The sequence below is a fragment of the Humiphilus diazotrophicus genome (assembly GCF_059726315.1).
Genome location: NZ_AP040870.1, coordinates 4,201,402 through 4,223,385, shown reverse-complemented (window position 1 = coordinate 4,223,385; position 21,984 = coordinate 4,201,402). Strand labels below are relative to the sequence as shown.

Here is a 21,984-nt window from a genome sequence, read left to right as displayed (position 1 = left end):
CAAAAGAGGCAAGCCCATAACGGACTCGCCCCTTCCATTTTGGTCTAGAGCAAAACCAGCGTAGGTGCATCCCGAACCACAACTCCCTACGCAGGTTTTCCTTCAAGAGAACCTGCATATCGCTGAATTTGGATAGGACATAGTAACGCTGGTTTTGCTCTGGAGAGCTCCTATTTACTTCTTTGGAAGAAGCCCATCCTTTTCAGCCTTTTTCGCAACAGCTTCTGATCTCTTTTTGCTGTCAGGATGAGAGGAGAACATCTTTGCCATCTTGGACTCTTGTGCTCCCTCGCTAAGCTTTGCGAGCTTATCGAAAGCGGTGGACAAGGCCATGACGTTGTAGTTGTTCTGCCTCAGGAAACTATAGGAGAAATCGTCGGCTGCGCTCTCCTGATTGCGGCTATATTTGGAATCGAGCATGGCTTCAGCCATCTTTCCAAGCTGGCTGTCAGTTAGCTTAGCCGCCGTGCTCGACTGAGAAGCTGCGCCATTCATAGCTGCGGAACGCATATAGGCCTGCTTCATCGCATCGCGGGTATCGTGGTTCGCCACATGTCCAACTTCATGCCCGATAACACCAAGAAGTTCCTCATCCGTCATGATATCCATAAGAGACGAGAAGACACGCACACTGCCATCCGCACAAGCGAAGGCATTGATGTCCACTACCTTATAAACCTTATAGTTCAACTGAATGCCGTTAATCGATTGATGCTTGGCTACCAGCTTATTCAGGCGAATGGTATACGGATCGTTTGGACCGGCTACGGGATTGTGCTTGTCCATCCAATCGACAGACTCTTTCGAAAGTCTGGCTGCATCCGCATCACTGAAGGTTAAGGCTTTAAGCCCATCACCGGCAGCTTGTGCGGAACGTGTATTTAGTTTGAATTGGGCATTTGCACAGATTGTGAAACTCAGGACGACTGCAAGAAGTGATATTTTCTTCATGTACTATTTCTTTTTGTTTATCCCTAACGAAGACTTACAATACAGCAATAAATACATCGTTTATTCTTGTACTACTCTGCATACAAGTGTACATGAGAGCTACAATTCAGGCTTGGATACAAAAGTAAACGGTACCACCTGCCGAAACTTTGCTCGCCAATCCAATATAGATTTTTCGCCGTATTAAGTTGTGATTGGCGGAGGATTCAGCATCGGCAACCACCTGATACTTATTCTAGAAATCAGCTCTATTCGGCTACCGATACTGAAAGCTTAGGGATTTCTCCACCTTAACAATCTCCGCATCTTTAGCAACTTATAGATCGAGATGCACCATACCTCTCTGAATAGCAAATACTGCCGCCTGTGTACGATCACGCACACCCATCTTGCTCAAAACTGCGCTAACGTGTACTCGTACTGTTTTTTCTGCAATCTTCAGCTCATCGGCAATATCCTGATTGCTTAGTCCACGAGTGATGCAAGTCAGTACCTCCCATTCGCGCGGTGTTAAATCCACAAGAGGCATGCGTTCGGCTAAGCGATCGCTAGCAGAACGGGGAAGATAGCGAATCCCTCGATAAACAGACAGGATCGCCTGGATAAGCTCCTCTCCTGTTGTGGATTTTGAGAGATAAGCCATGGCGCCACAACGCAGCGCCCTATAAATATCTTCGCTCCCTGAATGATTCGATAGAACCACAATCTTGGCGTGACGAGAGATAGAGCGAATGGCCGCAATCGTATCGAAGCCATTGAGCTGAGGCAATCGAAGATCCATTACGGTAACGTCCGGCATAAGTTCCTGAAAGAGCTTAAGACCGGTTACGCCATCGCCAGCCTCACCGACAATCTTGATATCTCCGCGATTTTCAAGTACGGAATGCAGGGCTACTCTGGCTAGAAAGTGATCCTCCACAAGAAGTACACGGACCTGACGTGTGTTCATACTCTCGCCTCCACAGCTCGAAATGGGACCTCAACATGAACTTCAGTTCCCCGATCTGGAGATGATTGCACACGCAATTCTCCCCCGAGCTTGCGAGCTCGCTCCTCCATAACCGGAATCCCGAAGTGCCCGTTAAGTACTGCCTTCTTTTCTATTGTTTGAAAACCATGTCCATTGTCTTTTATAGAGATCTCGACAATATCGGATCGATAAGCTATCAGCACGGTGACATGTGTAGGATCGGCATGACGAAGAGCATTTGTAATCGATTCCTGCACAATTGACAAAAGGTGATGAAGATAGTCCGGTGCAAGATTGATCTCTTCCCCTTCCTTGACTACTTCAATCGTGACTCCCTCACGTATCCCTATGGCACTAATCGTCTGAGAAATCGCAACAGAAAGATGCCCGGAGAACTCGTGATCGGCTCTTAAGTCCCAGATGATTCTTCTTGCTTCTGTCTGGCAATGTTTAACCATCGTACGCGCTAATTCACAAGCTTGAGCTGCAGCGCCATCTTTTCCTTTTAGCAGATTTGAGGTGGACTCCAGCTGCCAAGAGATCGCAGCAAAGCCTGCCATCAAGGAATCGTGCCAATCACGGGCAATCCTGTTTCTCTCTTCCAGAATGATGTCTACTCTTTTTCGCGCCAGCCGCACTCTCCAGGAAAAGAGGCGAACCGTAACTGCGGTGAGCATCAACATGAGAAAGGAGAAGAACCACCACGTCTCATAGAAGTATGGGGCCTGGCGCAGGAAAAACGAACTTAGCTGCGGAGTCCACTTACCACCGGCATTCCGCACTTGAACATCGAAGCGATAGAAGCCCGGCGGCAATTGTCTATAATGCGCGACTCTTTGACGCGTAACCGTCCAGTCATGATCGTATTTCTCCAGCTTGTACCGGAACTCCAGCTGGTATGGATTTGAGAGCTGGATTGCATCAAAGGCAATCCTCACATCCTCGGTTCCCGATGGAATGTCGATCTGGTGAGTGATGGGATGTTCTGTATCTCCATACGCTACAGAACGAAGGAACGGATCCAACGACGTATTACCCGCAAGTGATACATCTGCACTTGTGTGGACAAAACCCTTCGCCGTAGCGAACCAGAGACTTCCGTCTCTCATGCGTGTAGCTGAAGGCTGTGCAGCCCCAACGCATTGGCTACTACGCATTCCATCGGCTTTGCCCAAAAGGATGCTGTCTACGGCTTTTCGGCGCCCTTCCGCAACCTCCTGCAGCTGTGTACGAGGAACACGTAGCACTCCCCGTGTCGTGCTGAGCCACAGAAAGCCATGCCGATCATCCAGAATGGAGAATACCGGGAAATCCATGAGTCCCGGAACCCAGGAGAGATGGCTGGCATTGAGACCGTGGATCACATCCAGTCCACCCGCTTTTGTGCCCACCCAGACATTACCTGTCTCATCGACAGAAATGGAATGAATGTATTGCCCCGATAATCCATGTATTGGACGAATATCCCCATCACGAACGCGAAAGAGACCGCTTGCAGTGCCGACAAGCAACGAGCCATCCACATCCTGTCGCAGACAGGTGATCAGCTTACCTGAAAGAAATAGCTTGCTCCCTTTGCGATTAGGGATTCCATCGGAATAGTATTCGACACCTTGATAGGTGCCGATCCAGAGTCGGCCTGATGAATCAACGAGCACTGCACTAATGGCGTTTGTTATGGACTCGCTTCCCAGTAGGTAGTGTTCGAAGTGTTGGTCCTTATATCGAAAGAGGCCATCGAACCAGGTACCAATCCAAATGACACCGTTACTATCTTCTGTCAGCGCACGTATGATCGAGTGCTTGGGAAGCGGCTCAGGCCTTACGTTCCCCTCATGTAGCCGATAGAGTCCTTTTCCCCATGTTCCTATCCAAAGGTCTCCCCTGCGATCGGCAAGCAGATTTGCAGCAAAGACATCGGGCATTCCTTCTGGAGGGCCGAAAGGTATCAGTGGCGGTATTCTCCATCTGGAAAGTCCTCCGGTGAGCATTCCGATCCATAAGTTTCCTTCACGATCTTCGAAAAGACAGCGGATGTAGTGATCGGAGAGTCCTTCCGGTGAATCCCAGTGCAGGGGTATGCCATCAGAGATTCTCCAAAGTCCATTTGTGCGGGTACCAACCCATAGATTTCCACTCCTGTCTTCGGTAAGAAAACTAATCTGACCATGCAGACTGGTAAGAAGTTTGGCTGTGAAACCATCTTGAGCTGGAGTGAGTAGTAGCAGGCCATCACGAGTTCCCACCCACAGATTTCCTGCACGATCATGGAAAAGAGCCACGGGAGAAAATCCAGGTGATCGTTGCACCTTTAATGGACGTACATGCCCATGGCTCCAGTGGAAGATGCCGCTAGAAGTCGCGAAGAACATTCCTCCGGAACCATCCTCGGCAAATGCTTCAACGATGTCGCCGGAGACAGCTCCAATACCTGGAATAGCTTCAATGTGCTCGCCTGCATCGTTAGTTTCGACACGAAAGATTCCATTTTGCGATGCCAGCCAAACGACGCCTTGCGAGTCTTCTCGCATTGCCCGAATACGTTCAGAGTGGAGGCCTGCCCGCTCGCTGATATTGACCAGGTGCCCTGCCCGTTGTCTTAGTACTCCCTGGCCATCGGTACCAATCCAAAGCTCGCCATTGTGACGCACCAGCAGTGCATTGACTGCTTCATTGTTCAGGAGATTATCGGATTCAACTCGGTACGGTCGGAACGATACTCCGTCGAATGTCGCGATTCCTCCCGATGTAGCAAGGAGCAGAGATCCATTAGGAAGCTGAACAATCGAGCGGACCTGATTCTCCGGCAGGCCATCCTCTACTTGCCATTCCTGCTTCTGATATTCGGAAAGCCGCAACGAGGCGGCAAGAAGCGGTGAGGAAATCAGTAAGCAAGGCAGAAGGATGCCTAGCATTCTCCGGATACAACATCGTCGGCCTCTCTCCTGAAAGAGGGACCTGGAAATGTCCATCCTTTTCGCCATCCGATGAAACAAGCGAAACACATTGAAAGCTTAGTGGCAACAGCTTTTTCATCATTCTGAAATGAAAGAACTCCGAGTGCCCTAAACCTGAGGCTCTTAAGAGAGGAAGAGTACGAAGCAAAGCCACAAGGCCCAATGTTCACGAGAGAAAGCGGTTGCTGACACTAGGACAAAAGATCTAGATTCAGGCACTTTCAAAAACGTTTCGGCTATAAATTCTTTCCGAGCTCGAGCTATACCATCAACACTCTTTCTCGGAAGAAACCAGAAATTCAGAACCGCCTTTCCATGACGGAAGAACCGGCCGGGCAGGATCGACCAGGAGCCACAGAAGACCTCCGGCAAAAGCTAGAGCGGCAGCTACAAAGAAAGACATTGTCCAACCGGCATGAAGTGCGATGTAGGGCGTAAGTGAAGCGGTTACCGCACCGCCGATCTGGCCACCCATATTCATGATTCCGGAAACCAGTCCGGAATAAGGCCCCGCCATATCTGCTGTCACTGACCAGTAGGAACTCTGTGAAAGATAAAGTGCTCCCGCACCTCCCGCAAGAATGACGCTTGCCAATCTTGCGTCGGCGGCAGAGGACCCAATCACCAGAAAGAACGCGGTCAAGATCATGGCAAAGGATGCTAGTCCACAGCGCCCCCAGCGCAATCCGAATTTTTCCGACAAGAGATCGACAGCAACTCCTCCAAACATACAAGCTACAGTCATCGCCAGGAACGGCAGCATCGTGTAAAGAGCACTGGCTTTCAGATCGAGTTTACGAACCTGAGCCAGGTAGATATAGAACCAGCTAAAGAAGATCCATGCAACGTAGCCAAAAGTAAAGTAGCTGGCAGAGACGGCGAGAACGCCACGGTGAGAAAAGATCTTTCCCCAGGGAATTTTCGATTTTGCATTTGCAGGGGACGATCCGGACACAGAAGCAGGCTTCGAGATATTGCTGCGAATGTGCTTCAGCTCAGATGCCCCCATAAGCGGATGTTGATCCGGTTCATCGCGCGCCGCCAGATACCAGATAACTCCAGCGAGTAAGCCCACAATGGCACTAAACCAGAACGATGCTCTCCAGCCATAGTGAAGAATGATGGCGGTCAGCAGTGGTGGTGTAAGCCCCGCACCCGCGCCAACTCCCGCGAAGATGAAGCCGTTTGCTTTTCCTCGCTCCGATATAGGTATCCAAGCTGCAACAAATTGGTTGGAAGCCGGATAAACCATGGCCTCGCCCATACCGAGAGCAAAGCGGACAAAGAGTAACAGCAGCAGAACATGGCCAAACCGTGGAGAGACGGTAGCGGTAAGCCCTGTGAAGATTCCCCACCAAAGAACTCCCAGAGCAAGAATCTTTCTTGGCCCAACTCTTCCCGCAAGCCAACCTGCCGGAATTTGGAAAAGCGCATACCCAATGAGAAAGGCACTAAAGACCCAGCCCAGATGAATATGCCCCAGTTGGTACTCCCGGCTAATTTCTTCACCGGCAATGGAGATATTGGTGCGATCGAGAAAGGCAATTGCACTCAGGAGTGCAAGCAATGCGACCAGCAAAAAGCGAATCGGGGAACGATCTTCCGCAACAACCATAATCTCTCTCTAGAAGAACTCGGATGAACTGCAGCTTGAGGAATAGCTAGCACATTTCCCGCATACGTATGGACTCGTCAAGGATAGAGAAGAGCAGTCATCACTGTCGGAGAGCTGCATATGCTTCTGTGTCTTGATCTGCATCTTTGGGAAACGACTCCGGCTCTTGATCTATATCCTTCCAAATTTCTTAACAGCCTGGACAATCGATTTGAGCTGATCGATATAGTGCCCAACCGAGGTTGAAGGAACAGCACCCGTGGCATAGACAGGAAAGCCTATTTTGCGAAGATAGGCAGTATCGCGAACTCCTCCGTCGATGACGGCTCCAGCGTATTCACGTGCTGCCATTGCTGTTCCCATCAGTCCACCCATTCCGGCAATTCCGGATCTACACCGGACCTAAATTGCTCCAGCATTCTCCTGTTCGCGCACTGTATTTGTAAAAACGATCTAGGCGAAGAGGATACGGGAAAGCGCAGATGATGACGAAAATCAAAGGCGTAATGCTATAGCTGCCGAGTGTACAGGAGAGGCAGAAGAGGGCTATAAGGCTAATGTCCTAAATGATCTGTATCGAAGAGCGGATAAAAGCCTCTCCCCTTCCCGGCAACGTATTCCTTCATACCAAGTGGCGATCTCGTGATAGAAGAAGAGTTTCCATAACAATGGAGATACTCTTTCGACAACCAATCTCCGACAAGCGCACTTCCCACTCCCGAAGGAGGCAAAGCTAATGGCGACCCAAAGAACTACAGGGAAAGTGAGTTCGGGAAGGAAATACAGCCGGGGAGCTTCCGCAAATGTTGAGCGGGAGATGTCCGAGATGAAACAGGGCAAACTGCGCTCAGGTAAGAGTGGGCGCAAGGTCACAAATCCGAAACAAGCAATCGCAATCGGCCTCTCGGAAGCGCGCAAGTCTGGAGAGAAGGTTCCGGAACCGCCCAAGAAATCTGCTTCCGCCCGTAAGACAAAAACCTCTACCCGATCGGCAAGTCACCGCTCGACAACTGGCAGACAGGCTTCAAGTCGAAAAAGTACGAGTGCTAAAAGTTCGGCCGGTGGCACGCGAAGCACTCGAACCAAGAGGAGTGTTAGCAGAAGAAAATCCGCTTCAAAATAAAAGGGCGCATGATGCGCCCTTTTATTTGCTATTCACTCTTGGTGGCTGCAGTGGCAGCCGCCGCTGGTTGCGGCGCAGGCTGGTTGTTCGTGCTGCTCTTCTCGCCCGCAGGAACCGTGTTCTCTGCGGGCTTGGCAGGGGGGACTGATCCGCCCCCCTTGCCAGCATAATCCGTGACATACCAGCCAGCACCTTTGAATTGAAAGGCAGGTGCTGAGAGCGGACGTTCCAGCTTGCCCTTGCAAACGGGACATTCGGTCAGCTCTGGGGCCTGAAAACTCTGTATTTTTTCAAAACGATGGCCGCACGCAGTGCAGCGATATTCGTATAAAGGCACGGGGAAAAACTCCTCCACGCAAGAAATTGGCTATGTTTCTATTCTATGCGCTATTTTGACAATACCGTACCCCAATACGTCTGATCGCTACTCCTCGCTGAGCAAAATGGGACGAACTTCCACAATCGCTTCAACAGCCAGGAGCGCATTGATTACCGATTCATTGATCACTCCATCAACCTGAATGATGGCGAGAGCAGTTCCCGGAGTACCTTCCTGCGGACGATGAGAGCGGCCCAAGGCAAAGTTGGCAATATTGACCTTGTGCTCGCCCAGGATCGTTCCAATACGGCCGATGACACCCGGAACATCCTTGTTTCTGCTGAAGATGAGGTGCCCTTCGAGAGGAGCCTCGACATCGATGCCATCGCAGGAGAGCAGACGAGGTGAGGTTCCATGCAGCACCGTGGCGCTGGCAGTAGAGGTCCCACCGTTTTGAGCGTGCAGCGTAATCTTTACCACCGATCCTGCACCCCCGGCGAGAGCTTCCTTCTTCTCTTCGTGAATTCGAATTCCACGCTCTTCCGCAACAGCAGCAGCATTGATGCGATTCACACTTTCAGAATGCGACAGAATACCCTGGATCGCGGCATTGCGAACGAGCTCCGTCTTGGCTTCCGCCAGACGTCCGGTGTAAGTAATGTGAATGCTCTCCAGACTGCCCTTCTGCGCAGTTGACAGGAAAGTTCCAAGGCGCTCGGCCATCGAGATAAACGGAGCCAGCACCTGATACTCTTCATGCGTCAACGACGGCATGTTTACCGCATTCTGCACAACGCCGAACTTCAGATACTCACGTACCTGCTTGGCAATCTGAATACCTACCGCTTCCTGAGCCTCTGCTGTCGATCCCGCAATATGAGGCGTAAGGATGACGTTGTCCAATCCGGCGAAAGGAGAATCCTTAGGCGGCTCTTTGCGGAAAACGTCCAGAGCGGCACCAGCGACATGGCCACTCTTGAGTGCCTCAACCAAGGCAGTCTCTTCAACCAGCTCGCCACGAGCGCAGTTGATCAGGCGCACGCCTTTCTTCATCGTCGCAATGGACTTCTCATTGATGATGTTGGCCGTCTGCGGTGTAAGACCAACGTGCAAGGTCAGATAGTCGGAGCCTTTGAACAGCTCCTCGGTGCTGCAGAGGCGGATGCCATTCTCACGAGCGATGGCAGCAGAAACAAATGGATCGTGCCCGATCAGTTCCATACCAAAGGCACGGGCGCGGCGGGCAACTTCCAGACCTATGCGGCCCAGCCCGAGGATGCCGAGCGTCTTGCCGCGCAGTTCTGTTCCCTGCAGCGACTTCTTCTCCCATTTGCCAACATGCATCGTGGAATTAGCTGCAGGCAGCTTGCGGCCAAGAGCCAGCATAAGTCCCAGGGTCAATTCCGCAACGGCGATTGCGTTGGCTCCAGGAGTGTTCATCACCACTATGCCGCGACGAGTCGCTGCTTCGGCATCGATATTGTCGACACCCACACCGGCACGGCCTATGACGCGTAATTTGGGAGCTGATGCCATCAACGCATCGTCTGCCTGAACGGCCGATCGAACCACAAGGGCGTCGGCATCTGCCAAGGCTGCTGGCAGACCATTCGGTAGTTGATCGTGCGTGATAACCTGCCAACCCGCTTCGGCGGCAAAGACAGCGAGCGTAGCCGGAGAAACCTTCTCCGCAAGAACGACTTTCATTTCATTTCCTTGTGTTGGTATGTGGAGAGAATTGCAGCCCGAATGCACATCGACATCCGCAACTACACGAGTCGCAATCGAACTTCACGAATTTGCTCTGACCGCAAGTCCTCGGCTTCTTTCCCCAAGGGCTTACCGCATTCTGCTTCCGTTGTTCCCCTAAATTGTATAGACCAGGGATTTTCAGTAGTGGGTTTTATAATTGGATGTTTGGGCCGAAAGGGAAGCCGCGAATGAGTCTAGAAGCAAAAATCAGTCAAGATGTGATCGCCGCAATGAAGGCGCATGACCAGGAACGTACCGGTACACTCCGCATGGTAAAGGCCTCACTGAAGAACAAAGCCATTGAAAAGAGGGCGGATCTTACGGATGCCGAATCCTTGCAGGTCCTGACCACCATGATCAAGCAGCGTCACGACTCGATTGAGCAGTTCAACAAGGGCGGACGTCCGGAACTTGCTGAAAAAGAAGCTCGTGAGATCAAGGTTATCGAAGAGTACATGCCCAAGGCCGCCACCGAGGAAGAGATTCGCGCTATGGTAACGGCCACCATCACAGAATTGTCCGCAGGTGGTAAGAAGCTGACTCCCAAAGACATGGGACTGGTCATGAAAGACATTCAGGCCAGAATTCAGGCCACCGGGCTTCGCGCAGATGGTCGGCAGGTTAGCGAAATCGTAAAGGCAGCGCTGAATAGCTAAGCCAGGCTGTTCGCCTGGGCAACAAGCCCCACTCGATCTACCTGGAATAGATCTGGAAGTTTACGGGGTGCACCCTTGTTCAAGCAAAACTTGGTGCGCCCCCATCCTTGAACGCAACGCTCGCCAGAGCAGTTGATTCCCTACTCCCGCGTCACCTTCACAAAAACACCCTCTGGGAGCTCTCCTCCGAGCAGATGTACGACTCCATTCTTCACAAATCCACGAAGGGCCTGAGGCCGCTCGACTTTGCGTTCCGCAGTGGCTGCGGGACTCGCAGGCGAGCTGATGGAAACATGGGCAGAGCCTTTGCTTGCTCCACGATCCATTGCCAGATTGGCGAGCCGGTCGGCTTCCTTATTCTTTCCGCGCAGAACATGTTGAATTTGAAAGGCATCCAGTTTGGCAATCCGGCGCTTTGCTTCTTCGTATAGAGGACGAAGGTCTGCACTGTTTACCCGGTACTGCCCTTTGATCTGCTTTACCATCAGTTCGGAATCGGCTATCACCCGAAGACGGGGGTGACCATTTTGCACCGCATATTCCAGAGCCGCTAAGAGCCCCGAATACTCCGCATAATTATTCGTCTGCTTGCCGAGAAATTCGCTCAATTCCGCAACTTTTTTCCCTTCATCGTCCTGAATATAGACGCCATATCCAGCTGGACCAGGGTTTCCCCGGGACCCGCCATCGCAATTGGCAATAATCCAGCCTCCCTGTGAGGGCTGCTCCTGCTCCGCTTCAAACAAACTTCCTGTCATATGGCCGAGTGTAGAGCAAAATGCGTAATGAAACTTGCCCCAAAGGATGTGCAAATCTGGCGCATAAAGAACCATTTCGGACCATCTATGCAGAGAAGATCGCGGAATGGGCTCGAAAATGGCCTATCTGCGCTCACCAAAGGATTTCCACAACGTCTATTTCATGCGAACCGCCCGAGGAACGGCGTTTCACCTTCGCAGGGAAAAACGCGATATTGCATTTTCGAAGTCAGTGTGGCGCGGAGTGACAGGGATGGTGGCGTTTGCCCCCTTTTTGAAAACGTCATCTGCAAATGCTCCAGGAAAGACCACAGTCGATTCGAAAACGCTGTAGAAGGTACGGAGCAAAAGAATGACGGTTGATGCACTGCGGTTTTCTTCCTCAGCCAGCCAGAGCTGGCAACCTGCGCGGAGGATACAATCCTCCTCAACGATGGCAAGTGATGTTCGGGACCGCACTTCCGAAACGGAGCTGATCAGGCAAGCACAAAAAGGATCGCGCACAGCCTTTGACGCCCTGGTGCGTCAATATGATCAGGCAGTCCTACGGTTGGCGCTCCACTTAACAGGGTCCGAGCAAGATGCCGAAGACATCCTGCAGGAAGCTTTCCTGAAGGCCTACCGGTATCTGGGCAACTTCCGGTTTGAGTGCTCGTTCTATACCTGGATATATCGGATTGTTACCAATCTGTGTCTGGATCAATTGCGGCGTAGAAAGACCCGTCGCGAAGATCAGGCTGTTGTGATGGACTCCTCCGGCGAAGAGTTGGACCTGCTCTCCAATGTCGCCGACGAGCGCTCGATTGCGAATCCCGCACGCGAACTGGACCGCAAGATTCTTGGGGAGAAGATTCGCACCGCACTGGACGGCCTGACACCGAGAGAACGCATGGTTTTCGAATTGAAGCATTATCAGGGCTTGAAGCTGAGAACCATCGGAGAGATGTTAAACACGACGGAAGAGACCGCCAAAAATACACTCTTCCGCGCCACAAAAAAGTTAAGAGCAAATTTGGCGGGACTGCGTTAATTACTGGAGATGCCAAGGAAACAGCCATGAATTGTGAACTTGCACAGGAACGGATCGCATTGGCGGCTTATGGAGAGCTGCCGGACGATGCTGCGCACGAACTCGATCAACATCTGAGTCACTGCGAAAGCTGCCGCAAGGAGCTGCGTCAGGTAGAAGCCTTGCAGCAAATTATGGAACTGGATCCTGTCATCGAGCCCCAGCCTAACCTGCTGGCCCGAGCCCGTATGCGCCTGGAGGAGTCTCTGGACGCAATTCCCGAACGAAGTTATCTTTCAAAGGCCTTTCAGAGCTTTACCTCAGGCTTTGCGCGTCTACGCTCTGCTCCGGTCGCGGCTTCAGTTCTATTGCTGGCAGGCATTGCTGCCGGTGGATTCGGGGGTTATCGCTACGCTGCCGTAAACGCAGCTAAGCAGAATGCTCTGCTAGCTTCCCTTACCGGAGCTGAAGTCGAAGGCTCAGCAATCGGCGAACCGGTACAGGTTGCCAATGTTTCCGGCATCGTACGCATGCCGAATTCGGAAGTAGTGGAGGTCAGCTATAACCGGCTAATGCCTCAAAAGGTCCAGGGTTCTCTGGACGATCCCAAGATTCGTGAATTGTTGATGCTGGCATCCGAGCACTCGTCAAATCCCGGGATACGCAACGATTCGGTACAGTTGCTCGTTGATGAATGCAGGGCTGGACACGCTTGCAACGATGGTTCCATCCGCGATGCACTGATGGCCACCTTGCTTTACGATCAGAATCCGGAAGTACGGGGAAAGGCGCTCGAAGGACTCCAGCCTTATATCGCCGAGGACATGCGTGTTCGTGACGTAATTCTGGAATCGTTGCTGAATGATTCCGATGCGGATTTTCGTGCAAAACTAATCAATCTACTAGGACCGGTCGAAGCAGATAGTAGTGTCCGCAGAGTGCTCAGCACCGTCGCGTCTCAGGACCGGAATCCGCATGTACGCGTAGCATCCAGGAGATTCCTGAGCCGCGTTCCGGAAATCCAGTAATCGCGAATGACCTTTTGGCTACACTGCCGTCAGACAAGCGGGAGCCGGAGAAGAAGCAATGAAATACTTTTTGAGGCTGGCTTTATCGACAGGAATCGCGGGTTGCCTTTCCGCTGCTCCGTACCTGTATGCAGAAGGGTTGCAACTCCCAATTCTGCAAGACTCCCCTGCCCTACTTTTGCATAACACACAGGGATATCTGGGAGTCGACTATCGGGATCTGGACAGCGAACGATCTCATTCCCTGAAGGTAAAAGATAATCGTGGAGCAGAAATTGTTACGGTAGACCACGATGCACCTGCCGGTAAAGCTGGCCTGCACGTCCACGATGTGATTCTGCAGATGAACGGGCAAACAATCGAGAATTCCGATCATCTTCGTCACCTGCTGCACGACGTTCCTCCAGGAGGATCGGTTTCCTTTGCGATAAGCCGCGATGGCAATCCGATGAATCTGACCATTCAGCTTGTCGATCGTACAGCGCTACAACAGGAAGCCTGGCCTCGGCACTATAGCGCTCCTGAACCGCCTTCAGCCGCTGGCGGGGGAAAGGGATTCTTTGTTGGCAGCGGCGGTAACGGCTTAGTAGGAGGCACCAGCACTGCCGGAAGCACTCATGGCTTCATGGGATGGTCGCTCGGCGGCAACGGCACGTTTGTTAACGTGGGAGCCTCTGTCGATCCACTGGGGGCCCAATTGGCCGACTACTTCGGCGTGAAGCATGGACTGTTAATCAAGAACGTGGAGGATGGCAGCCCGGCTTCCAACGCAGGCTTGCGAGCTGGAGATGTGCTTTTAAAGATCGGTCAGACCGAGATGAAGACGCCGAATGCCTGGGAACATGCTCTTCATTCGAATCAGGGCAAATCGGTTCCGATTACCATTCTCCGGGATCGCAAGCAGCAGATATTGACGCTAACAATCCAGCCGGCAAGCAAGAAACACGGATAAGGACTTTTCAGTCTAAGCTTCCTGAGCCAGTGGATGAAATAAAGGGCTTAGCAGCCTAACAACGAGAGGGTGCCATTCGGCACCCTTCTTTTTCAGCTCCCTGACCAAAACTCGCAGTCCCCTCCCCCTCTGTGATTCAATAAGAAGGATGTCTCAAGGGCGGAAACAGACACTTCCCCGGCGCCTGAAAGCGGTGAGCCGCAAGATTCGCGAACTCGCGCTGGTTGGCCGAGCTTTGCTCTCGACAGGGCATCCTGTCATGGCACAGATTGTGCCGATGCGCTTCTGCAATCTTTCCTGCGCCTACTGTAATGAGTACGACAAGGTATCGGAACCGGTCCCTCTCGATGAGATGCTTCGCCGCATCGACCATCTGGCTCGTTTAGGCACCAGCATCATCACTATTTCCGGTGGTGAGCCACTTACCCACCCGGACCTGGACCAGATCATCGAGCGGATGCGTCATCACGGCGTTATGGCCGGAATGATCACCAATGGCTATCTGCTCAATATCGAACGCATCCATCGGCTAAATCGGGCTGGGCTGGACCATATGCAGATCTCGATCGACAACGTAAATCCTGACGAGATCTCCAAGAAAAGCCTTAAGGTTCTCGACAAAAAGCTTCAGATGCTGGCAGAACACGCCGACTTCCACGTCAATATCAACTCCGTGGTCGGTGGTGGCATCAAGAACCCCGACGATGCGCTGACTGTTGGCAAACGTGCGCTGGAGTTGGGATTTACCTCGACGATTGGCATCATCCACGATGGAGACGGACAGCTCAAGCCTCTTCAGGACAGAGAGCGTGAGGTGTATTTCGCCATGCGCGGCATGAAGAAGAAGAATTATTCGCGCTTCAATAAGTTCCAGGTAGCTATCGCAGAGGGACGCCCCAATGACTGGCGCTGCCGCGCCGGTTCCCGCTATCTCTACATCTGCGAAAACGGCTTGGTTCATTACTGCTCGCAACAACGCGGATGGCCTGGAGTTCCACTGGCCGAGTACACAAAAGAAGACGTCAAGAGAGAATTCCTGACGGAAAAGACCTGCGCTCCCAACTGTACGATCTCCTGTGTTCATCAGATATCGCATATCGACCACTGGAGAGCACCACAGAAGAATCGAGTAAGTCCCGGAGGACATGCACCGGAAGACTCACCCGAACTAGTCAATATTCAGATCTAAATATCACACATCATGAAATAGAAAGAGCTCGCATTCAGCGAGCTCTTTCTATTTCATCAGCTTGCACTTACTTATGTGCAGAAGCAGCAGGCTTGGTTGACGCTAATGCTTCATCGATAATCTCGTAGAGTCTGGAACGATCGAGAACCTCGACAAAAGGCTTTGTATTAGTCTTATTCGTCACAATCCAAATCGTCGGGGTGTGCTCTATTCCAATCCTTTGCCCCAGCGCATAGTCTGCCTTTACCAAAGCCGCAAACTTACCTTGAGGATCAATGACAAAGGGCAATTGCAGCTTATGCTGAGCAGCAAATTTTTCGGTAAAGCTGCGCAGCTCGGCCTGTGAGTGGAAAGACTGCTGGTTAGCAAAGACCGAGTCCCTATACTCATCACCGATCTTCTTCCCCTTGGTGTCGAACCAGCGGGCATTCACCGCAGCGTCAAAGCTCCAGATGTGGAAAGGCAGAGGAAAATCATGCCGGATCCACGGAATGTGGTACTTCTCCGCAGCCTCTTTCAGAACAGGATTGGCGCGAGCGCAGTCCGGACATTCCATGTCCTCGAACTCATAAATCGCAACCCGTGCTCCAGCAGGAGGCTTCAACGGGGTTGTATCCATAACCTTGGTGGTTGGATCGGAAAACTGTGCATGAGCCAAGCTGGCAGCAATCGCTAGAATTGCCATAGGGAGAAAGCGGCGGAAACCGGCGAAAAAAGGCATGTTGATCTGTTTTTTCCCTCAATCTGATTGTAACCGGAGCTTACAATCCGGAAAATCCAGAGTTGCCGGGCAATTAGTGCCGATGTTTATTGCTCTTGACCCACTGTTTCCATTTGTAGTCAGCAAACAGCGATCCAGCGATAACAAGCACGGCGAAAACAATCAGAAGTAGCTTCATCTGCTGCCATTATGGTGCAGTTGTTCTATCGGCGCCAACCTCGTAGAGAAAGATGTGTCGGGCCCCATTGAGCCCTTAGCTTCCCACGTGATAGCATCCCTGATCTTATAGAAGCCAGGTTAAAAGGGTGTGAAAACTCTTGACCTGTCAGGATTGGTGCCCAGATGGATGCAGCGGGCTCCAAAACGGTGAAGCCGGTTTCTTTAGATCGGCACCAAGGATGCCAAGAGCATCGCTCTCCTGATATCCCTGTGCTTCCGACGCGTCCCCTTATGGGATCGCCCTCTCCTTGCAAAACACGCATTTCCAGCGTTGGCTCAAAAAGTTCTTTTTTGATTTCTACGATCATCGATTCCCTCGTTCTCTCCCTTCCAGAGAGAGAACGAGGGAGGAACGTTTCCACAAGCGAAAAGGAGAACAACCATGAAAACCTACCAGGGAAGTGAGATCCGCAACGTAGCTGTAGTGGGGCATGCGCACAGTGGGAAAACCACATTAATTTCCGCTCTGCTGCATGCCGCAAAGATGACCGACAAGATGGGACACGTTGAGGATGGCTCTGCGGTTACCGCCTACGACGAAGAAGAAGTAGCCAGACGGACAACCATGCAGAATGCCGTCGCTTTTGCCGAATGGCAAGGCGCGAAAATCAATTTTCTGGATACTCCGGGCTTCCATATGTTTACCCACGAAGCTCGCGCTGCAATGTTGCCGGTGGAATCGGCTGTTGTGGTTGTCAATGCCCAATCGGGAGTGGAAACCGTTACCGAAAAGGTCTGGAAATACGCAGAGGAGTTCGATCTTCCTCGCGTTGTAGTCATCAATCAACTGGATCATCCCAAGGCCGATAGCGGCACAGGCCGCGAGGCCATGCTGGAAGACATGCGGGAGCGCTGGGGACGCCAGCTGGTGCCCGTGCAGCTGCCGATAGTCGATGCATCCGGCTTCCACGGCGTGGTTGACCTGGTCACCATGGAAGCCTTTTTCTACACACCGGATGGCGATGGCCGCGGCAAGATCGGGGAGATCCCAGGACCGCTCCATGCCTCGGCACAAGCAGCACACGAAGCGCTGGTAGAACTCGTCGCCGAAGGGAAAGACGACCTCATGGAAGAGTTCTTCCGTGAAGGCACAATTCCGGAGCAGCACCTGATTACAGCCCTACACGAAGCAATCCGCGAAGACCGCATCTTCCCGGTGCTCTACACGAGTGGAGGCAGAAACGTCGCTACCGACCATCTGCTGGACTTCCTGAAGGTTTATGCTCCTACGCCCGTCGAACGGGAACCCGTTGCAGCCCGTGCCATGAAACAAGCTGTAGCAGTCGCGGCAAACGGGCATACAGGGGAAACTCGCGATGAGATGATCCTGCGTAAAGTTAATGATCAGCAACCTCTCGCTCTCTATGTTTTTAAGACCATGTCCGATCCCTTTGCAGGAAGGATTTCTTTCTTCAAAGTGATTAGCGGTGTGGTGAAGAACGAAGCAACGATCGAAAACTACACGCGCAAGGATCAGGAAAAGATCTCTCACCTCAGCGTGATGCAGGGTCGTAAAGCCGTCGAGGTGGCAGAACTACATGCCGGAGACATCGGAGCAGTAGCCAAACTCCGGGTAACGCTGACCGGAGACACACTAGGAGCAAAGGGACAGGACATCTTCCTGGAACCCTTGGCCCTGCCCGAGCCGGCGATGACCTATGCCATCGAGCCCAAGACTCGCGCCGATGAAGACAAGCTGGCACCAGCTATCCACAAGCTGATGGAGGAAGACCTGCTTCTCCGTTTCTACCGGGACAGTCAGACCAACGAATTCCTCCTGGCAGGCGCAGGCCAGCCCCATATTGAATCGGTCGTCTCCAAATTGAAGAAGCGCTACCACACCGAAGTCACCCTTAAGGCACCTAAGGTTCCGTATCGCGAGACAATCCGGGGCAAAGCAGAGGCCCAGGGCAGACACAAAAAGCAAAGTGGCGGGCACGGACAATTCGGAGATTGCAAGATCAAGATGGAGCCTTTACCCCGCGGTGGTGGCTTCCAGTTCGTAAACGACATCTTTGGAGGTGCCATCCCCAAGGGATTCATCCCTGCCGTAGAAAAAGGCATTCAGGAATCGGCAGCCAGAGGCTTCCTGGCGGGCTATCCGGTCGTCGATTTCAAAGTCATACTCTTCGACGGCAGCTATCACGACGTCGATTCGAACGAAATGTCCTTCAAAATGGCAGGTCGCCTGGCCTTCCGGAAGTGCATGGAACAGGCCAAGCCGGTCCTTCTGGAGCCGATCATGAAGGTTGAAATTGAGGCTCCCGATGAGTTTGCCGGTGCCTTGATGGGGGACCTGAATGGACGGCGTGGCCGTGTCCAGGGGATGGACAGCCATGGCAAACACACGGTAGTCAGAGCTGAAGTGCCAATGGCAGAAATGTTGACTTATGGAACTACGCTTACTTCTCTGACCCAAGGCCGAGGAACTTTCCGGATGGAAATGAACCACTACGATATCGTTCCGCAGCTGGTGGCCGAGAAGATCCTGGCAACGGCAAAACGGCCGATCGAAGAGGAGGAGGAATAAGAACTCACCTCCTAACCATTAGAAAAAGCCTGGTTATCGGATCCGATGACCGGGCTTTTTCTTTGTCTAGAGATAAAAGCCGAAATTGTCTTAATCGCTGCCGGAGGCTCGCAAGGGGGCCGAAGGTTCGGGCATAGGAATTACTCCGCCTTCGTTGGGAGAGGAGGTCTCGTGTTCCCCTCCGTGTGGAACAAAATCTGTTCCGGAAGCCCTTGCACCCTCCATTGATGGCGACACTATTGCTCTCGGTCCCATATTCAATGGCAGGAAGATCGAAAAGATGGTTCCATGCTTTTCCGGTCGAGTCGACGAGTGTAGCCATAGGTGGCCGCCATACCTCTTGATAATCGATTGCGTTACCCAGAGGCCCAGACCCGTTCCCCTCTCCCCTTTAGTGGTAAAGAAAGGCTCTCCTAAGCGACGGCGTATCACCGGATCGATGCCCGACCCTGTATCGCCGATGGATACCCTAAGGCCGAAGATTTCTTCATCGGACCACAATCGCGACTTCCGCAAACGAAGCAACAGGCGTCCGCCAACTTCCGACGCTTCAATCGCATTCGAGATCAAGTTGGAGAAGACTTGGCGAATCTCGCCGGGAAAAACGACGACCTCCTCATCATCCACGTACTGGCGGACGATTTCGATATGTTTGTCGATCAACCGGCGTGCATATAAAACCAGGACCTCTTCCAGGAGGCTGGATAGTCTGAGGCGAACCGGTGCCGCAGTCTCGCGATAAAAGCTCAATGTCTGGCGGCTAATCTGCACCACCCGCTGTAATTCTCCTTGCGCAAGCTCCAAATATCTTCGGACGTTGTCCGAGAGCCCCGGTTCCGCGCCGATCAGATACAGGAGATTCGTGATGGCGGTCAGTGGGTTATTGATCTCGTGGGCAATTGAGGCTGTCAAACGCCCAATCGTGATCATTTTCTGGTTTTCCCGCATAGCGTCCGCAGCACGCCTTACCTCATACCTCAGGCGAGCAGCCGTATTATCCGCGTCGTGTTCCCTCAAAGTATGTTCCAAAACGGCAGGTAGCCGATCGAGCTGGGAGGAGCGCAGATAATCGCTGGCACCTTCCCGGATGGTCCGAACTGCTGTGTCCCGAGTCTTCTCGCCACCAAGAACGATTACGGAAACGGCCGGATTATGGGTGCGTGAAAACTCCAGTAGCTCCGAAAGCGGTAGATCCCAAAGTCCTTCTTCCCCACTCAAAACCACATTGGGTTGACGAGTCTTCAGCGCCGTCAAAAGCTCGTCTTTGCCCGTTATCTCCTGCAAATAGGCGTGGATAGCTGCACGCCGCATCGCGCATCGTACCGCGTGTGCAGTTACAACGTGGTTCTGTAAAAGAAAAATACAGGGCAGGGAAAAAGTCATAAACGGGTGCTACTCGCCGCTCATGCCGCCTCACATGAGCATGCTCGGTATTGGTCGTAGGAAGAGAGCTACCGAACCTTACGCTAAGATACGATGGCAGCTATAGAGACTCTGTTGCCAACTGGCATGCAAAGCACAGGAAATCTCTACGTTTAAATATCAGAAAATAGAGTGGAATAGACTCATTCTGTGTGATGCACCCCGAACCTCTCAGTTTTTGGCAACTTGTGGGCTGCAAAATGATCTAACAGACTGAGCCTTCAAAGGGAACCGAATCAGATGATAGGAAGTAGTCGCGCCATTTGGTGCATAGCAGGAATTCTGGCTTTGACCACTGGCTTGAGCACCGCACAAACCTCCAACCCGACTTCTGTCACGAACCCCTATTACGGAAGCGTGAATACCCTTCCGGCCACAAGTGACGCCCGGAAACTGTCACTCGATGACGCTGTCCGGCTTGGTTTGGAACACAATCTGGCGCTCACCCTGGCGCAGGAAAATGAAAAGTCCGTCGATGCTCAGTATTTATCGGCTTTTCAGGCACTGCTGCCTAAAGTAACGGCTTCAGCTTCAACCGGGGTCCACCAGTACAATCTGGAGTCCCAGGGATTCACTCCATCACTGATTCAGGAATTTGCCAGAGTTCTTCACCTCAGCGGGATGTCAAACGTCTCGCTGGTTCCCACCGTCGATGTCACAACTGCACAAGTAAATGTGCAGCAATCCTTCTTCAGCCTTTCCGCCTACGATCTGTGGCGCGGAGCCAAGGTTTACAAGAAAGCTGCGGCCTACAATACCCAATCCGCTCGCGGACTGGTAGTTTTAAACGTCGGAACAGCGTATTTACAGGCTATTGCAGCATCGGCCCAATTGGATTACGCCCGGGAACTGCTCCGTGCCGACGAGGTCTTGTTAAAACAGGCAGTTGCGGAGCACCAAGCCGGAACCGCTGCCAATCTGGACGAACTGCGTGCGCGAGTACAGTACCAGACACAGCAACAAAAGGTCATTGCTGCTGAAAATGCTTTCGAAAAGAGCAAGATTCTGATCAATCGCGAGATTGGTTTTGCGCCCGAGCAGAAGATCATACTTTCCGACGCGGCTCCATACAGCGATCTGGAACCAATGACACTGGAACAGGCTAAACAAATGGCCTACGAGAATCGCCAGGACTACCAGGCTATGAAATCGCAGGTAAGGACGGCAGAGCTGATTGTTCAGTCAGCAAAACACGAACGCCTGCCGACTCTCAGTGTCAATGGCAATTACGGCCTTACCGGTGTTACCCAGGGGATGTATCACGGCACGACCAATATCGTTGGAAGCCTGAATATTCCTATCTTCCGGGAAGCAAAATTCCGTGGTGATCGCGACGTTGCCGATGCACAGCTTCAAAATCTGCGCCAGCAGGCAGGCGATCTGCGTGGACAAATCGATGCGCAGATCCGTGACAGCTTCCTCGATGTGCAAACTGCACAAGAATTGGTTCGTGTATCGCGTAGCAATGTCAATCTGGCGACCAAAGCCCTGCAAGACGAATCCGATCGCTTCACCGCCGGTATAGATGACAACCTGCCACTCGTTCAGGCACAGGCAAGTTTGTCCAACGCACAGACTCAGCTGGTTCAAAGTCTGTACCGCTTCAACCAGGCGAAGCTGCAACTGGCTCGGAATCTGGGGATCGTCGATACCCAGTACAAGCAATATCTCGGAAAATAGTTGCTCCGACCTTCTTCTCTGAACTACGCTTCCCCTCGGAGAAAAGTGAATCCCGTTTTCCGCTCGGAGTAGTTTTTCCCGCCTTGTCATACACCTTTAACAGGTGGAAAGGCCATTCGCAGTCAACGCCAGA

General features: G+C 52.2%; 19 protein-coding genes. 9 read left to right on the top strand and 10 right to left on the bottom strand.

The genetic code is table 11. The annotated features are described in order from the left end of the window. Window positions 1-174: 174 nt before the first annotated feature. The 5 genes from AC6I7T_RS17920 to AC6I7T_RS17900 all read right to left on the bottom strand — a co-directional run bounded on the left by AC6I7T_RS17920 (window position 175) and on the right by AC6I7T_RS17900 (window position 6,868). Window positions 175-951 carry a M48 family metallopeptidase gene (locus AC6I7T_RS17920; protein WP_497788782.1) on the bottom strand — a complete coding sequence of 259 codons (777 nt, stop codon included), beginning with the start codon at window positions 949-951 and terminating at the stop codon, window positions 175-177. Between the two features lie 316 nt (window positions 952-1,267). Then, on the bottom strand, window positions 1,268-1,900 hold the full coding sequence (locus AC6I7T_RS17915) for a response regulator (RefSeq protein ID WP_497788781.1): 633 nt from the start codon (window positions 1,898-1,900) through the stop codon (window positions 1,268-1,270). Next, window positions 1,897-4,836, bottom strand: coding sequence for a sensor histidine kinase (locus AC6I7T_RS17910; RefSeq protein WP_497788779.1), 2,940 nt, complete (start codon window positions 4,834-4,836; stop codon window positions 1,897-1,899). Before AC6I7T_RS17910 ends, AC6I7T_RS17915 begins: the two co-directional genes overlap by 4 nt. Before the next feature lie 310 nt (window positions 4,837-5,146). Continuing rightward, the gene (locus tag AC6I7T_RS17905; protein WP_497788778.1) at window positions 5,147-6,493 is read right to left on the bottom strand and encodes an MFS transporter; all 1,347 of its coding nucleotides are present in this window, start codon (window positions 6,491-6,493) and stop codon (window positions 5,147-5,149) included. A 171-nt stretch (window positions 6,494-6,664) separates the two neighbouring features. Next, window positions 6,665-6,868 (bottom strand): RraA family protein, encoded by a 204-nt coding sequence (locus AC6I7T_RS17900; RefSeq protein ID WP_497788777.1) that lies wholly within the window; start codon window positions 6,866-6,868, stop codon window positions 6,665-6,667. 361 nt (window positions 6,869-7,229) lie between these two features. Here AC6I7T_RS17900 and AC6I7T_RS17895 point away from each other — a divergent pair, with 361 nt between their 5' ends. Then, window positions 7,230-7,616 carry a DUF6496 domain-containing protein gene (locus tag AC6I7T_RS17895; protein WP_497788776.1) on the top strand — a complete coding sequence of 129 codons (387 nt, stop codon included), beginning with the start codon at window positions 7,230-7,232 and terminating at the stop codon, window positions 7,614-7,616. Window positions 7,617-7,644: 28 nt separating this feature from the next. Here the strand turns inward: AC6I7T_RS17895 and AC6I7T_RS17890 are convergent, their stop codons facing one another. Further along, window positions 7,645-7,953, bottom strand: coding sequence for an FmdB family zinc ribbon protein (locus AC6I7T_RS17890; protein WP_497788775.1), 309 nt, complete (start codon window positions 7,951-7,953; stop codon window positions 7,645-7,647). A gap of 87 nt (window positions 7,954-8,040) precedes the next feature. Beyond that, window positions 8,041-9,642, bottom strand: a complete 1,602-nt coding sequence (gene serA, locus AC6I7T_RS17885) for a phosphoglycerate dehydrogenase (RefSeq protein ID WP_497788774.1) — start codon at window positions 9,640-9,642, stop codon at window positions 8,041-8,043. Window positions 9,643-9,875: 233 nt separating this feature from the next. Between serA and AC6I7T_RS17880 the strand changes: the two genes are divergently transcribed. Continuing rightward, window positions 9,876-10,343: a GatB/YqeY domain-containing protein gene (locus AC6I7T_RS17880; protein ID WP_497788773.1), complete on the top strand. Its 468-nt coding sequence runs from the start codon at window positions 9,876-9,878 to the stop codon at window positions 10,341-10,343. Window positions 10,344-10,483: 140 nt separating this feature from the next. On the opposite strand, the gene AC6I7T_RS17875 is transcribed toward AC6I7T_RS17880, so the two are convergent. Beyond that, window positions 10,484-11,101: a ribonuclease HI family protein gene (locus AC6I7T_RS17875; protein ID WP_497794618.1), complete on the bottom strand. Its 618-nt coding sequence runs from the start codon at window positions 11,099-11,101 to the stop codon at window positions 10,484-10,486. Window positions 11,102-11,207: 106 nt separating this feature from the next. On the opposite strand from AC6I7T_RS17875, the gene AC6I7T_RS17870 reads away from it, so the two are divergent. The 5 genes from AC6I7T_RS17870 (at window position 11,208) to AC6I7T_RS17850 (ending at window position 15,279) form a co-directional block, all read left to right on the top strand. After that, on the top strand, window positions 11,208-11,435 hold the full coding sequence (locus tag AC6I7T_RS17870; protein ID WP_497788772.1) for a hypothetical protein: 228 nt from the start codon (window positions 11,208-11,210) through the stop codon (window positions 11,433-11,435). 18 nt (window positions 11,436-11,453) lie between these two features. Then, window positions 11,454-12,131: an RNA polymerase sigma factor gene (locus AC6I7T_RS17865; RefSeq protein WP_497788771.1), complete on the top strand. Its 678-nt coding sequence runs from the start codon at window positions 11,454-11,456 to the stop codon at window positions 12,129-12,131. A gap of 26 nt (window positions 12,132-12,157) precedes the next feature. Beyond that, window positions 12,158-13,138 (top strand): anti-sigma factor family protein, encoded by a 981-nt coding sequence (locus AC6I7T_RS17860; protein ID WP_497788770.1) that lies wholly within the window; start codon window positions 12,158-12,160, stop codon window positions 13,136-13,138. A gap of 58 nt (window positions 13,139-13,196) precedes the next feature. Next, on the top strand, window positions 13,197-14,090 hold the full coding sequence (locus tag AC6I7T_RS17855) for a PDZ domain-containing protein (protein WP_497788769.1): 894 nt from the start codon (window positions 13,197-13,199) through the stop codon (window positions 14,088-14,090). 148 nt (window positions 14,091-14,238) lie between these two features. Continuing rightward, window positions 14,239-15,279 (top strand): radical SAM protein, encoded by a 1,041-nt coding sequence (locus tag AC6I7T_RS17850; RefSeq protein WP_497788768.1) that lies wholly within the window; start codon window positions 14,239-14,241, stop codon window positions 15,277-15,279. Between the two features lie 67 nt (window positions 15,280-15,346). Here the strand turns inward: AC6I7T_RS17850 and AC6I7T_RS17845 are convergent, their stop codons facing one another. Continuing rightward, window positions 15,347-16,000: a DsbA family protein gene (locus AC6I7T_RS17845; protein WP_497788767.1), complete on the bottom strand. Its 654-nt coding sequence runs from the start codon at window positions 15,998-16,000 to the stop codon at window positions 15,347-15,349. Between the two features lie 601 nt (window positions 16,001-16,601). On the opposite strand from AC6I7T_RS17845, the gene fusA reads away from it, so the two are divergent. Next, window positions 16,602-18,749 (top strand): elongation factor G, encoded by a 2,148-nt coding sequence (gene fusA, locus AC6I7T_RS17840; protein WP_497788765.1) that lies wholly within the window; start codon window positions 16,602-16,604, stop codon window positions 18,747-18,749. 90 nt (window positions 18,750-18,839) lie between these two features. Here fusA and AC6I7T_RS17835 read toward each other — a convergent pair whose 3' ends face one another. Continuing rightward, window positions 18,840-20,132, bottom strand: a complete 1,293-nt coding sequence (locus tag AC6I7T_RS17835) for a sensor histidine kinase (RefSeq protein WP_497788764.1) — start codon at window positions 20,130-20,132, stop codon at window positions 18,840-18,842. Between the two features lie 279 nt (window positions 20,133-20,411). On the opposite strand from AC6I7T_RS17835, the gene AC6I7T_RS17830 reads away from it, so the two are divergent. Continuing rightward, complete coding sequence (locus AC6I7T_RS17830) at window positions 20,412-21,851, top strand: TolC family protein (protein ID WP_497788763.1); 1,440 nt, start codon at window positions 20,412-20,414, stop codon at window positions 21,849-21,851. Window positions 21,852-21,984 lie beyond the last annotated feature (133 nt).